This is a genomic window from Streptomyces sp. NPDC045967 (genome assembly GCF_056430495.1).
The window spans coordinates 181,645-194,252 of the sequence record NZ_JBWKLE010000005.1 but is presented as its reverse complement, the minus strand read 5'-3'; the positions used below and the strand labels follow the sequence as shown (position 1 = coordinate 194,252).

The window sequence follows — 12,608 nt, the reverse complement described above, 5'->3', positions numbered from 1 at the left end:
GGCCCGGCCGGGGGCCGTACGCCTGGCGGCGGCCGGGGGCTCGGCATCGTGGCCGGCGGACCCCCTACCACCGGACCTGTGGAGGCACCTGATGCTCGGCACCGACTTCCGTCCCGGATCACCCAACTGGATCGACCTCGGCAGCCCCGACACCGACGCGGCCGCCGCCTTCTACAGCGCCGTCCTCGGCTGGAGCTTCGTCTCGGCCGGGCCCGAGGCGGGCGGGTACGGCTTCTGGCAGGTCGACGGGAAGACCGTCGCCGCCCTGGGCCCGCTCACCGAGGAAGGGGCCCGGTCCGCCTGGATGGTCCACTTCGACAGCCGGGACATCCAGGCCACCGCCGAGGCCGTCCGGGCGGGCGGCGGGCGGGTGCGGATGGAGCCCATGGACGTCATGGGGGAGGGCTGGCTGGCCCAGTTCACCGACCCGCAGGGCGCGGAGTTCGCGTGCTGGCAGCCGGGCCGGACCCGCGGGGTGGGGCTCGCCTCCGCCGAGAACAGCCTGGTGTGGGTGGAGCTCCACGTGCCCGACCCGCTCGCGGCCCTCGCGTTCTACGGCGGGGTGTTCGGGTGGCGGCACGCGGAGATGGACGCGCCCGGGATGAGGTACCGGGTGCTGAGCACCGCCGAGGGGGAGCAGCAGGACAGCTCCTTCGGGGGGATCGCTGAGCAGCGGGAGGGCGGCGGCGGGGCGCGGTGGGTGCCGTACTTCCACGTGGCCGACGTGGACGCCACCGTGTCCGCGGGCACGGGCAACGGCGGCTCGGTGGTGAATCCGGCGGCGGACGTGCCGGGGGTCGGGCGGATCGCCTGGCTCGCGGATCCGGCGGGGGCCGTGTTCGCGCTGCTGAAGCCGGATCCGCGCATGTAGTCGGGGTGGCCGGTGGTCCGTGTCAGCGGCCGGTGTACTTGGGCGTGCGGCGCTCCAGGAAGCTCGCCACGCCCTCGTTCGCGTCGGCCGTCCCCATGTTGATCTCCTGGGCGGTGGCCTCGGCGGCCAGCGCGGCCGCCCGGTCGCCGTCCAGGGAGGCGTTGACCAGCTGCTTGGCCAGGGACAGCGCCCGGGTCGGGCCCTGGGCGAGGCGCTCCGCCCATTCCCGGGCGGTGGCCTGCAGCTCCTCGCCCGGGACCACCTTGTTGACCAGGCCCAGGCGTTCGGCCTCGGCGGCGGGGACGGCGTCGCCGAAGAAGATCAGCTCCTTGGCCTTCTGCGGGCCGATCAGGCGGGGCAGCAGGTAGGCTCCGCCGCCGTCGGGGACGAGGCCGCGGCGGACGAACACCTCGATGAAACGGGCCTCCTCGGCGGCGATGACCAGGTCGCAGGCGAGCGCGAGGTGGGATCCGATGCCGGCGGCGGTGCCGTTGACCGCGGCGATGACCGGTTTCTCGCAGTCGAGGACCGCGGTGATCAGCCGCTGCGCGCCGAGGCGGATCATGCGGGCGACGTCCCCGGCGACGCGGGGGCCGCCTGCCGCCGGTCGGGGCCGGCCGGATGCCCCGCGGAGGTCTGCGCCCGCGCAGAATCCCTTGCCGGTGGCGGTGATGACGACGGCCCGGACGTCGGGGTCGGCGGAGGCGTCGGCGAGCAGGGCGATGACGCGTTCGCGTTGGTCCCAGGTGAGGGCGTTCATGGCGTCCGGGCGGTTGAGGGTGACCCACGAGACGTCGGCGTCTTGGCGGTGCAGGATCTCGTCCATGCGGTTCGCTCCCGGGGGGGTCGGGGGTGGCGGCGGGGTGTGCGGAGTCGAGGGGGTCGGGCCGGGACGGGGCCGGGGGTGGGGTGGGCCGGGCCGGAGCCGGGCCCGGAGCTGGGGTGGGCCAGGCCGGAGCCGGTTCCGGGGCTGGGGTGGTGTCGGGCAGGGGCGGGTCGGGCCGGGGCGGGGCCGGGGGCGGGGTGGGGTGTCGGCCGGGACGGGCTTCGATGTTCGGCGCCCGGGGTCGGTCGGATGGGCGGAGCCTCGCCGTGCGCCGAAGTCATCTCGTTTTGGTCCCGGCCGATACCCCACCCCACCCCCGACCCCTCACGTCCGACCCGCACCGCGTGTCCCCAAGCCCCGACGGCGTTTGAGGCGCGGGGCCGGGCGGAGCCCGGGGGACGGGGGCCGTGCGGCGGCAGCCGGAGCCGCACGGGACAACCGCCGGGCCGGCGCAGCGTCAACGGCAGACGGCCAGCGCGTCCAGCGCCACGGCCCCCTGCCCCCGCGGCAGCACCATCAGCGGGTTGATGTCCAGCTCGGAGAGCTCGTCGCCCAGTTCGAGCGCCATCCGCTGGATCCGCAGGATGACCTCCACCAGCGCGTCGACATCCGCCGGCGGCGCCCCCCGTACTCCCTCCAGCAGCGCGTGCCCCCGCAGGTCGGTCAGCATCGTGCGGGCCTGGTCCTCCCCGAAGGGCGGCACCCGGACCGCCGCGTCGTGCAGGACCTCCACCAAGACCCCACCCAGGCCGACCGTGACGGTGGGGCCGAAGAGGTCGTCCTGGGTGACGCCGACGACCATCTCCACTCCGCGTTCGACCATCTGGCAGACCAGGATGCCGTCCAGCGGTACGTTCTCGTAGCGGGCCGTGTCGGTGAGTTCGCGGTACGCGTCGCGGATCTGGCTCGCCGAGGTCAGGCCGATCTTCACCAGGCCCAACTCGGTCTTGTGGCCCAGCTGGGGGCCCGAGGCCTTCATGACCACCGGGTAGCCGACCAGCCCGGCGGCGCGCACCGCGGCCGCCGCGCTGGTCACCAGCTGCTCGCGCGGGACGCGGATCCCGTACGCGCGCAGCAGCTGCTTCGCCGCGTGTTCGCTGAGCTGCTGCCCGGGCCGCATCAGGGCCTGTGCCTTGCGGTAGGAGGGGGAGGGGGTGCGGGGGGCCTCGTCGAAGGGGGAGCGGTAGCCGGTGGTGAAGCGGTGGTGGCCGAGGTAGGCGCGGACGGCCGTGATGCAGTTGCCGAAGGTGCGGAAGGTGGCCACCCGGGAGGAGCCGAGCAGCACCCGGCGGTAGGCGTCCTCCGTGCCGACCGGGGAGCCCCAGATCACGCAGATCAGCTTGTCGCTCCGCTCGGCCGCGTCCACCAGGTCCTGGGCGAGCTTGTCGCTCATGGGCGGGAAGGGCCCGGTGATCGGGCAGATCAGCACGCCCACCGAGGGATCGGCGAGGATCGCGTCGATGATCTTGCGGCCGCGCCAGTCGCCGACGGGATGGCCGCCGTTGTCGACGGGGTTGGCGACGTTCAGGTACGGGGGGATCCACTGGTGGAGCTCGTCCTGCTTGGCCCGGGAGAGGGTGGGGAGGGGGAGCCCGGCCTCCGTGGCCAGGTCGGAGAAGTGCGCTCCGGTGCCGCCGGAGATCGAGTACACGACGACGCCCTCGGCCTGCGGCTTGCGGGCCCGGGCGAGCAGGGCGGCCGTGTCCTGGAGTTCGTCCAGGCCGTCCACACGGATCACCCCGAACTGGCGCATGGCGGCGTCCACGACGGTGTCCGCGCCGGTCAGCTTCCCGGTGTGGGAGGCCGCCATCCGGGCGCCGGTCTCGGTGCGGCCGACCTTGACGGCGACGACCGGGACCCCGTTGCGTGCGGCCCGGTCGGCGGCGAGCAGGAAGGACCGGCCGTCCTTGAGGCCCTCCACGTAGCAGGCGATGGCCCCGACCTCGGGCTGCTCGGCAAAGTAGGAGATGAAGTCGGAGGTCTCCAGGTCCGCCTCGTTGCCGGTGGGCGCCCAGTGGGAGAGGCGTATGCCGAGCTCCTGGAGGGTGTAGACCGGCCGTCCCTGGTGGCCGGACTGGGTGATCAGGGCGATGGCGGGCCCGGTCAGGTCCTCGCGGAACTCCTCGAAGGCGTTGAGGTTGGTGTTGGGGCCCAGCAGGCGCAGGCCCGAGCGGCCGACGGCGGCGGTGAGGCGCGCTTGGGCTGCCGCCCCGGCGTCCCCGGTCTCGGCGAAGCCGGAGGCGAAGGCGACGGCGAACCGGACCTTGGCCTCGGCGAGTTCCTCGATGACGGGCAGCGGGTCGGCGACCAGGAGGACGGCGAGGTCCACCTGTTCCGGCAGGTCCGCGACGGACGGCACGCACGGCAGCCCGAAGACGCTCCCGCGGGTCGGGTGCACCGGGTGGACGCGTGCGCCGACCCGCTGCGCCCAGGCGATCAGCTGGCGGGTGATGCCCGCGTTGGGCCTGCCCTCGGCGTCGGAGGCGCCGACGACGGCGACCGACTCGGGCCGGAAGAACCGGTCCAGGTCGGGGACATCGGCGTGCAGGGGCCGGCCGCTCACGTCCAGGGCGGCCGTGTCCTCGGGGGACGGCGGCGCCGAGGAGTGGACGGCCGTCCTGGGGGACTCGCCGCAGGCCTCGACACGTGCGCGGAAGTCGGTGGTGAGGGTGCCGTGAGTAGATCCAAGCATCGTTCCGCCCGCTCCTGCTCGATGAACCTCGATGGAACTCGATAACTGACGTGTAGTCAGATTACTGAACTGACGTGTCGTCAGGAACAGGGCTGCGCAGGAAAGGTGGTGGAGGTGGTGTGTGGAACGGTGTCAGATCCCCGCGGGGCCGGTCCAGAGTGCCATTCCGGCCGGAACCGGGCCTCAGCTCCGGGGCGTGCGCAGGTGCCGCTGCACGGCCCGCGCGATCTTCTCGGCGTCCCGCGCCATCTCCCGGAACATCCCGCTGATGGGGTTGGAGAAGCCGGTGAAGTACAGGCCGGGGGCCTGCGCCGAGGTGCGGGCGCCGTGTGCGCGGGGTCGCCCGTGCTCGTCGAGCACCCCGTCCAGCCCGCCCACCAGGCCCTCCAGGGCGCGGTGGTATCCGGTCGCCGCGACCACGGTGTCCGGGGTGATCCGCGAGCCGTCCGCGAGCAGCACCTGGCCGCCCTCGAAGCCCGCGACGGCGGCGACGGGCTGCACCCGCCCGGTGCGGACCGCCTCGATCAGGCCGACGTCCTGGACCGGGATCGCCCCTTCCCTGACCCTGCTGTACAGCCCGGTCGCGGGCCGCGGGAGCCCGTGCGCCGACAGGTCCGGGACCGAGGCCCTGGCGACGAGCGCACCCAGCCGGTCCACGAGCGGCACGGGCAGCCGGCGCACGAGGATCCCCGTGCGCTGGGCCGGCCAGCCGGCGGTGGAGCGGCGCACGATGTGCGGAGCGGTGCGCACGGCGAGCCGCACCCGGGCCGCGCCGCCCTCGGCGAGGTCGACGGCGATCTCGGCGCCGGTGTTGCCGACACCGACGACCAGGACGTCGCGGCCGGCATACGGCCCGGGTTCGCGGTAGTCGGCGGCGTGCAGCAGTTCACCGGTGTACGTGCCGCGGCCCGGCCAGTCGGGGAGCCGGGGCGTGTGGTTGTACCCGGTGGCGACCACCACGGCCGCGGCGGTCAGCACCCGGCCGCCGCTGGCGTGCAGGGTCCAGTCGCCGTCCCCGTCGCTCTCCAGGCGGGTGACCTCGACGCCGGTGACGATCTCCAACTCGTGGAACTCGGCGTACTTCTCCAGATACCGCACCACGTCGGCGCGCGCGACCCAGCGGCCGAAGCGGCGCGGCATGGGCAGGCCGGGGAGCGCCGAGAGCCGGCGCGTGGTGTGCAGGCGCAGCCGGTCGTAGTGCCGCCGCCAGGACGCGCCGACCGCGTCCGACTTCTCCACGACCACCGCGCGGACCCCGCGGCTGCGCAGCGCCGCAGCCGCTGCGAGGCCGCCGGGGCCGCCGCCTATGACGTACACGGGGCGGGGCTGGGTGGTCATGTCGGGTGCTTCGGGGACTCCAGGCATGAAGGGTGATCGTATCGCCACGCTGAGTTGATGGGTCTCGGTCGGGCGGGGAATCGATTGCGGATCGATCACGGTCCGGGCGCCGTGCGGCGGCGGCCGTGAACCGTGGCGGGCGCGGGTCTTGCGCGATCGCCGCGCATCCGCTGAACTGACGTATCGTCAGATTGTGGGGATGAGGGGTGGGGCCGCCGATGCAGACCGTCTGGCTCAGTGGGGCCGAGTGGCTCGCCGTGCTCCGGATCGGGCTCGGCCTGTGGTGGCTGGAGAGCTGGCGGCACAAGGACAAGAAGGGCTGGTTCGAACGCGGCACGGGCATCGCCTGGGCCGCCGACGTCGCCGCCAAGCACCGCTGGACCTTCGTCAGGGGCGGCTTCGAGCTGGTGGTGAAGCCGCGCCCCAAGGTGATGGCGTACGTCGTCGTCTACGCGGAACTCGCCCTCGGACTGGGGCTGGTCCTGGGGTTCCTCACCCCGGTGGCGCTGGTGGGCGGGCTGCTGCTGAACCTGCTCTACCTGGTGCTGATGATCCACGACTGGGCCGAGCAGGGGCAGAACGCGATGATGGCGCTCATCTCGCTGGTCGCCCTCCTGGCCGTGTCCTGGCAGACCTGGTCCCTCGACGCGGCGATCGGACTCTTCCTGTGAACGACGTGCGCCACGACCTCCCCGAGGTGGACGCGTTCACCCGCCCCTACTGGGACGCGGCGGCCGAGGGCCGGCTCCTGGTGCGCCGGTGCGCGCAGTGCCGGCGGGCGCACCACTACCCGCGCGAGTTCTGCCCGTTCTGCTGGGCCGGCGAGGACCGGGTGACGTGGGAGGAGGCGAGCGGCCGCGCGGTGCTCTACACCTGGTCGGTGATCCACCGCAACGACCTCCCGCCGTTCGCCGCGCGCGTGCCCTACACGGCGGCGGTGGTCGACCTGGCGGAAGGCCCGCGGATGATGACGGAGGTCGCCGGCTGCGCCGCCGCGGACCTCCGCGTCGGCATGGCCCTGAAGGCCGCCTTCCGCGAGGTGGCCCAGGGCCTGCGCGTCCCGGTCTTCACACCCGCCTAGGTCCTGTCGTCAAAGTGGCGCCGGGCGTCGCGGGCCAGGCGCGACTTTGACGACAGGGCCTGGTGCCGTGCCCGGGGGCACCTCCCGGCGGTGGCCGGGGGAGGGCCGCGACGCGGTGAACCTTTGCGGTCACAGCACTGGGGCGGCCTCAGGGCCAGAGCAGCTCGCGGACCCAGCCGCCGGCGGCCGGGTCGCGCCGGTAGCGCAGCCGTACGTGCCGGCGCTCGGCGTCGCCCTGGAAGAACTCGACCTCGTCCGGGTCCAGCACGTACCGCGTCCAGGTCGGAGCGGGAGCGTCCGGCTCGGCCCCGGCCCGCGCCCAGGCCGCCGCGGACGCCCGTACGAGCTCCTCCCGCGAGCCGAGCACCTCGCTCTGGCGGCCCGTGAGCGCGGCGGCGAGCGCCCCGCGCGAGCGGACCGCGAGGTCCGCCCGGCTCTCCCGCGGACCGCAGGCGCCGACCCGGCCCCGGATGCGCACCTGGCGGCCCACGGCGGGCCAGTAGAACCCGAGCGCGGCGGCCGGCTGCCCGGCCAGCTGCGCCCCCTTGGCACTGGTGGCGTGCGAGGCGAAGTGCCAGCCGCGCGCGTCGGCGTCGTGCAGCATCAGCGTCCGCACGTCGGGCCGCCCCTGCGCGTCCACGGTCGCCAGGCTCATGGTGTGCGGCTCCGCCTGCCCCGCCCCGACGGCCTGCACGAACCACTCCCGGAACAGCCCCACCGGCTCGTCCGGCGCCTCCCCGGCCTCGAAGCCGGGAAGCGGCCCGTCCCACACCCGCAACGCGTGCAGGGCCTCGCGGAACTCGTCACTGCTGATGTCACGGCTCATGCGGCCAGGCTAGTGCCGTGGCCGTGGCCGTGGCCGTGGCCGTGGCCTGGCCGTGGCCGTGCCGGGCGCCGCGAGGCGCTGGACGCCGCCGGCGTCCGACCCGCCCGCCCCCTCACCCCCTCACCCCCTCACCCCCGGCCCAGCAGTACCGTTCCCGACGAGCAGAACCAGCCGCCCGTGCCCGAGGCCAGGGCCACTTCCGGCAGGCCGCCGCCGGCCTTGAGGACCTGGGCCGCGCCCGCCTCGCCGCGGAGCTGGCGGACCGCCTCGACCAGGAGGAACAGGCCGCGCATGCCGGGGTGGCAGGCGGACAGGCCGCCGCCGTCCGTGTTGACCGGGAGTTCGCCGCCCCGCAGCAGCCGGCCCTTCTCCACGAAGGGGCCGCCCTCGCCCTTCGCGCAGAAGCCGAGGTCCTCCAGGGTCACCAGGGTCATGTAGGTGAAGGCGTCGTAGATCTCGGCCAGGTCCACGTCCGCCGGGCTCAGGCCGGCCCGTTCGAACGCGATGCGGCCCGAGACCGCCGCCGGGGAGACGGTGAAGTCCTCCCACTCCGACATCGTGGTGTGGGAGACGGAGGTCCCGGCGCCGAGGACCCACACCGGTGCCTTGGCCGTGTCCGGGACGAAGTCCTCCGCCGCCAGCAGCACCGCGCAGCCGCCGTCGGAGCGGATGCAGCAGTGCAGCTTGGTGAAGGGGTCCGCGATCATGTCGGAGGACAGGACGTCGTCGACCGTGATCGGGTCGCGGAACATCGCGTCGGGGTTGGCGGCCGCGTTCGCCCGCGCCTGCACGGCCACCGAGGCGAGCTGCTCCAGCGTCGTCCCGTACTGGTGCATGTGGCGGCGGGCGGCCATCGCGTACTTGGAGATCAGCGTGTGGCCGTAGGGCACTTCGAACTGCAGCGGCCCCCGCGCCCCGAAGGAGAGGTTCGCGGTGCGCCGCCGGGCCTTGATGTCGGCGCGGGCCGTGGAGCCGTAGACCAGCAGGACGGCGTCGGCGTGCCCGGCCGCGATCGCGTCCGCCGCGTGCGCAGCCATGACCTCCCAGGTCGAGCCGCCCACCGAGGTGGAGTCCACCCAGGTGGGGCGCAGGCCCAGGTACTCCGCCACCTCGACCGGGGCGAGCGTGCCGAGGCCGGCCGAGGCGAAGCCGTCGATGACGGAGCGGTCGAGGCCGGAGTCGGCCAGCGCGCGCCGGGCCGCCTGCGCGTGCAGGGCGTACGGGGTGGGGCCGTCGACCCGGCCGCAGTCGGAGAGTGCGACGCCGACCACCGCGACCCTCCGGCGGGGGCGGGCGGAGACCGGTCCGGGTGTGAGTCCAGGCATGGGAGGACCGTACAACTGACGATGCGTCAGTTTCTAGCCCTCGCACCCGCCCCCTGTGCATCCGCGGCCGCCCGCTCTAACATGACGGTCCGTCAGATCCCTCGCCGGCCGCCGCCGGGAGGTGCCCCCAGGAGGAGCCAGACGATGGATGCCGCCTTCACCCCGGAGCAGGATGAAATACGGCGCACCCTGCGCGAGATCCTGGGCAAACGCTGCGGCCCCGACGAGGTCAAGGCCGCCGTCCGCACCACCGCCGGGTACGACCGCGAACTGTGGCAGCAGCTCGCCGAACGGCTGGGGCTGCCCGGCCTCGCCGTCGCCGAGGAGTACGGGGGCGTCGGCTGCACCCCGGCCGATCTGGCGCTGGCCTGCGAGGAGACCGGCCGGGCGCTGCTGCCCTCGCCGCTGCTGGCCACCGCCGCGCTCTGCGTGCCGCTGATCACCGCGCTCGCCACCGCGGGCCAGCGCTCGGAGCTGCTCCCGCCGCTGGCCGGCGGCGCGCTGACCGCCGCGCTCGCCGTGCCCGGCCCGGCCCTGGCCACCGCCCTCGCGCTGACCGGCGACAACGCCGCCGGACCGTGGTCCGGTGGCGGCCGCGCGGGCGGCGTGCAGGCGCGCTCCGCCGGAGCCGGGGGCGGCTGGCGGCTGTACGGGGAGGCGGCCCAGGTCCTCGACGGGCACAGCGCCTCGCTGCTGCTGGTCGCCGCGCACACCGGTGGCTTCGCCCGCAGCCGCACCCTGCTCTTCCTGGTCCGGCAGGACGCGCCGGGGCTCCTGCGGTCACGGCAGACCACCCTGGACGAGACCCGCCCCCAGGCCCGGATCGAGCTGCGCGAGGTGCCGGCCGAGTTGCTGGGGAGCGAGGAGGGCGACGTCCTCGCGGCCCTCGCCGCCACCGGCCGGACCGCCGCCGCCGTGCTCGCCGCCGAGGCGGTCGGCGCGGCGGGTCAGGCACTCGCCCGCACCGTGGAGTACGTGCGCGGCCGCGAGCAGTTCGGCCGGGCGATCGGCTCCTTCCAGGCGGTCAAACACCGCCTCGCCGACCTGTACGTGCAGGTGGAGGCGGCCCGTTCCGCGGCCTACTACGCCTCCTGGGACCCGCGGCAGGGCGCCCTCGCCCTCGCCCAGGGCCTGGAGGCGCTGCGGACGGCCGCCGCCGAGGCGATCCAGCTGCACGGCGGCATCGGCTTCACCTGGGAGCACGACGCGCACCTCTACTTCAAGCGGGCGGCGGCCGACGAGCTGCTGTTCGGCCCGGTCCACCGGCTCCGGGCGCACGCCGCCGACCGCGCGGGCCTGTTCACCCCGTCCGCCGCACCCGAGAAGGCGGCCCTCCGATGACTCGCGTGGCTCCCGGCGTCAAGCTGATCCGGCGCGTCTCCTCGACCAGGCTCTTCGCCAAGGTCGCACCCCACTTCATCCCGGCCGTGGACAAGGCGGTGCACCGGCTGACCCGCGGCAGGGTCCTGCTCAGCGCCCGGATGCTGCCGGGCGTGGTCCTCACCGCCAAGGGCGCCAGGACCGGCGAGCCGCGCACCACCCCGCTGGCCTGCATGCCGGAGCGGGACGGGGCGAGCTGGCTGCTGATCGGCTCGAACTTCGGCCGGCCCGGACACCCGGCGTGGACGGCGAACCTGCTGCGCAACCCGGACGCGTCGGTGAGCTGGAAGGGCCGGGACATCGCCGTACGGGCCCGGCTGCTGACGGGGGAGGAGCGTGCCGCGGCGTGGCGGGCGGCACTGGAGTTCTGGCCGCCGTACGCGGCCTACCAGGCGCGCATCGAGCGCGAGATCCGGCTGTTCCGCCTGGAGCGTCGCTGATCGCAGGCGGGCGGACGCGGGAACCGTTCCCGGGGCGGCGGCCCTGGTCAGGGGCCAGCCGTCACTTAGTGGGCTTCTTGCCCGTGATGCCGAGGTGGACGAGCAGCGCCAGGTTCGGCTTCAGCTCGGCCTGCTTGACGCCCCAGGTCTGGAAGCCCTTCTGGTGCGAGGCGACCGCGGCCAGCATGGCGACCAGCGAACCGGCCATCGCCGCGGGGCTGACGTCCTTGTCGACCTTGCCCTTGGCCTGGAGCTCCTTCATCGACTCCGTGAGGGAGTTGGTGACCGAGTTCAGGATCTTCATGCGGATCTTGTAGAACCGCTTGTCCCCCTCGGCCGCCCCGAGGTCGACGACCCGCAGGATCGCGTCGTTGCGCCGCCAGAAGTCCAGGAATCCCTCGACGAGTTCCTCGGCGGCCGCCCAGCCGGACTTGCCCACCCAGGTGCGGCCCTCGACGAGCTGCGTCAACTGCGCGCCCTCGCTGGCCATTTCCTCGGCGATCTCCAGGACGGCGCCCTCGACGTCCGGGAAGTACTGGTAGAAGGTCGCGGGGGAGGTGCCGGCCTTGCGCGCGACGTCGATCACCTTGACGTCGCGGTACGGCGAGGAGCTGAGCATCTCGCTGAGGCAGTCGAGCAGCTTCTGCCGCGTCGCCTGGCCGCGCCGGCCGGCGACACGCCCGTCGACGGTGCGTACTTGTCCTGTCATGCCGTCAGCTTACCGAGGGGTGATCGGCGCGCTATTCGGCCGCCTGCAAATGGGGTCACGGGGTGCCTGGCCTGCTCTGACGCCGCTCCGGTACGCCCCGGGGAGCGGAATCCGGCCGGATCCGGTGCGCGCGCGGCCGGCGCGAGGGGTGCCCGCTTGGGAGCCGTTTCCCCCGAATAGTCTTATCAACAGGCTGTGGACAAGTTTTCGGGCGGACCATGGCAGGGAGAGGTGGGACGCGTGGGAGAGGTGGGACGGTACACATCCCCGCATAACGGAAGGAACCGGGCTCATGGCCGCATTCGCGGAAGGCGCTCCCTGCTGGGTGGACGCCTCACTGCCGGACGTCGAGGCGGGCAAGCGCTTCTACGGTGAGCTCTTCGGGTGGACCTTCGGGGACGGCGCGGGCGCCGAGTACGGCCACTACACCCAGGCCTACAGCCGCGGCCGCAACGTCGCCGCCCTCGCCCCCAAGCCCGACGGGCGGATGCCGACCGTATGGGGGATCTACCTCTACACCACCGACGCCCACGCCTGCGCCCAGCGCATCCGCGCCGCCGGCGGCCAGATGGTGATGGACCCGATGCCGGTCGGCCCGTACGGGACCGCCGCGATGGCCGCCGACCCCGGCGGGGCCGTCTTCGGCCTCTGGCAGCCCGGCACCCACCACGGCTTCGATGCCCAGGGGGAGCCCTACACGTACTGCTGGACCGAGGTCTACACCCGGGCCCGGGACGCCGTGGACGCCTTCTACGCCAAGGTCTTCGGCTACGTCCCGCAGGACCAGGACGACGCGGGCGTCGAGTACCGCCTCTGGTCCCCGCCCGGCGCCGCGCCCGGCGAGGAGACCGCGGTGATGGGCCGCAGCATGATCACCGACGCCTTCCCGGAGATCATGCCGGCGCACTTCCTCGCCTACTTCGCCGTACCCGACTGCGACCAGTCCGTCGCGATGGTCCAGCGGCTCGGCGGGCGGGTCACCGCCGATCCCTTCGACACCCCGTACGGCAGGATCGCGGTCGTCGCCGACGATCAGGGAGCGGTCTTCGGGCTGCTGTCGGAACCCAGGACCAGGCCCGAATCCTGAGGTTCGGGCACCCCCGCCCGGCGGCCGCCCGGC

At 74.1% G+C, this 12,608-nt stretch carries 12 protein-coding genes; 6 read left to right on the top strand and 6 right to left on the bottom strand.

What is annotated here, in order from left to right:
• Positions 1–91 precede the first annotated feature (91 nt).
• Positions 92–871 (top strand): VOC family protein, encoded by a 780-nt coding sequence (locus AC07FY_RS13725; RefSeq protein ID WP_479004983.1) that lies wholly within the window; start codon positions 92–94, stop codon positions 869–871.
• A 22-nt stretch (positions 872–893) separates the two neighbouring features.
• Here the strand turns inward: AC07FY_RS13725 and AC07FY_RS13720 are convergent, their stop codons facing one another.
• The 3 genes from AC07FY_RS13720 to AC07FY_RS13710 form a co-directional block, all read right to left on the bottom strand.
• The gene (locus AC07FY_RS13720) at positions 894–1,697 is read right to left on the bottom strand and encodes an enoyl-CoA hydratase/isomerase family protein (protein ID WP_479004980.1); all 804 of its coding nucleotides are present in this window, start codon (positions 1,695–1,697) and stop codon (positions 894–896) included.
• A gap of 457 nt (positions 1,698–2,154) precedes the next feature.
• A complete protein-coding gene (locus AC07FY_RS13715) occupies positions 2,155–4,389 on the bottom strand; it encodes an acetate--CoA ligase family protein (RefSeq protein ID WP_479004977.1) in 2,235 nt (744 codons plus the stop codon).
• Positions 4,390–4,572: 183 nt separating this feature from the next.
• Positions 4,573–5,754, bottom strand: a complete 1,182-nt coding sequence (locus AC07FY_RS13710; RefSeq protein ID WP_479004974.1) for a flavin-containing monooxygenase — start codon at positions 5,752–5,754, stop codon at positions 4,573–4,575.
• 191 nt (positions 5,755–5,945) lie between these two features.
• Here AC07FY_RS13710 and AC07FY_RS13705 point away from each other — a divergent pair, with 191 nt between their 5' ends.
• Together AC07FY_RS13705 and AC07FY_RS13700 are read left to right on the top strand one after the other, a co-directional pair.
• Complete coding sequence (locus AC07FY_RS13705; RefSeq protein WP_479004972.1) at positions 5,946–6,398, top strand: DoxX family protein; 453 nt, start codon at positions 5,946–5,948, stop codon at positions 6,396–6,398.
• Positions 6,395–6,808, top strand: a complete 414-nt coding sequence (locus tag AC07FY_RS13700; RefSeq protein WP_479004970.1) for a Zn-ribbon domain-containing OB-fold protein — start codon at positions 6,395–6,397, stop codon at positions 6,806–6,808. Before AC07FY_RS13705 ends, AC07FY_RS13700 begins: the two co-directional genes overlap by 4 nt.
• A gap of 148 nt (positions 6,809–6,956) precedes the next feature.
• On the opposite strand, the gene AC07FY_RS13695 is transcribed toward AC07FY_RS13700, so the two are convergent.
• Both AC07FY_RS13695 and AC07FY_RS13690 read right to left on the bottom strand, forming a co-directional pair.
• Positions 6,957–7,634: a pyridoxine/pyridoxamine 5'-phosphate oxidase gene (locus AC07FY_RS13695; RefSeq protein ID WP_479004967.1), complete on the bottom strand. Its 678-nt coding sequence runs from the start codon at positions 7,632–7,634 to the stop codon at positions 6,957–6,959.
• A 128-nt stretch (positions 7,635–7,762) separates the two neighbouring features.
• Entirely contained in the window at positions 7,763–8,959 is a 1,197-nt protein-coding gene (locus AC07FY_RS13690; protein ID WP_479004965.1) for an acetyl-CoA acetyltransferase, read from the bottom strand.
• Positions 8,960–9,103: 144 nt separating this feature from the next.
• On the opposite strand from AC07FY_RS13690, the gene AC07FY_RS13685 reads away from it, so the two are divergent.
• Both AC07FY_RS13685 and AC07FY_RS13680 read left to right on the top strand, forming a co-directional pair.
• Entirely contained in the window at positions 9,104–10,300 is a 1,197-nt protein-coding gene (locus tag AC07FY_RS13685; RefSeq protein WP_479004962.1) for an acyl-CoA dehydrogenase family protein, read from the top strand.
• Positions 10,297–10,779, top strand: coding sequence for a nitroreductase/quinone reductase family protein (locus tag AC07FY_RS13680; protein WP_479004959.1), 483 nt, complete (start codon positions 10,297–10,299; stop codon positions 10,777–10,779). Before AC07FY_RS13685 ends, AC07FY_RS13680 begins: the two co-directional genes overlap by 4 nt.
• 61 nt (positions 10,780–10,840) lie before the next feature.
• Here AC07FY_RS13680 and AC07FY_RS13675 read toward each other — a convergent pair whose 3' ends face one another.
• Positions 10,841–11,488, bottom strand: a complete 648-nt coding sequence (locus tag AC07FY_RS13675; RefSeq protein WP_479004957.1) for a TetR family transcriptional regulator — start codon at positions 11,486–11,488, stop codon at positions 10,841–10,843.
• A 292-nt stretch (positions 11,489–11,780) separates the two neighbouring features.
• Here AC07FY_RS13675 and kbpA point away from each other — a divergent pair, with 292 nt between their 5' ends.
• Positions 11,781–12,575: an AfsK-binding protein KbpA gene (gene kbpA, locus AC07FY_RS13670; protein ID WP_479004954.1), complete on the top strand. Its 795-nt coding sequence runs from the start codon at positions 11,781–11,783 to the stop codon at positions 12,573–12,575.
• Positions 12,576–12,608 lie beyond the last annotated feature (33 nt).

Bases quoted from the DNA above. Each gene is read 5' to 3' on its own strand.
- AC07FY_RS13680 (WP_479004959.1), top strand. From the start codon at position 10,297: ATGACTCGCGTGGCTCCCGGCGTCAAGCTGATCCGGCGCGTCTCCTCG.
- AC07FY_RS13675 (WP_479004957.1), bottom strand. From the start codon at position 11,488: ATGACAGGACAAGTACGCACCGTCGACGGGCGTGTCGCCGGCCGGCGC.
- kbpA (WP_479004954.1), top strand. From the start codon at position 11,781: ATGGCCGCATTCGCGGAAGGCGCTCCCTGCTGGGTGGACGCCTCACTG.
- AC07FY_RS13710 (WP_479004974.1), bottom strand. From the start codon at position 5,754: ATGCCTGGAGTCCCCGAAGCACCCGACATGACCACCCAGCCCCGCCCC.
- AC07FY_RS13725 (WP_479004983.1), top strand. From the start codon at position 92: ATGCTCGGCACCGACTTCCGTCCCGGATCACCCAACTGGATCGACCTC.
- AC07FY_RS13695 (WP_479004967.1), bottom strand. From the start codon at position 7,634: ATGAGCCGTGACATCAGCAGTGACGAGTTCCGCGAGGCCCTGCACGCG.
- AC07FY_RS13705 (WP_479004972.1), top strand. From the start codon at position 5,946: ATGCAGACCGTCTGGCTCAGTGGGGCCGAGTGGCTCGCCGTGCTCCGG.
- AC07FY_RS13690 (WP_479004965.1), bottom strand. From the start codon at position 8,959: ATGCCTGGACTCACACCCGGACCGGTCTCCGCCCGCCCCCGCCGGAGG.
- AC07FY_RS13720 (WP_479004980.1), bottom strand. From the start codon at position 1,697: ATGGACGAGATCCTGCACCGCCAAGACGCCGACGTCTCGTGGGTCACC.
- AC07FY_RS13715 (WP_479004977.1), bottom strand. From the start codon at position 4,389: ATGCTTGGATCTACTCACGGCACCCTCACCACCGACTTCCGCGCACGT.
- AC07FY_RS13685 (WP_479004962.1), top strand. From the start codon at position 9,104: ATGGATGCCGCCTTCACCCCGGAGCAGGATGAAATACGGCGCACCCTG.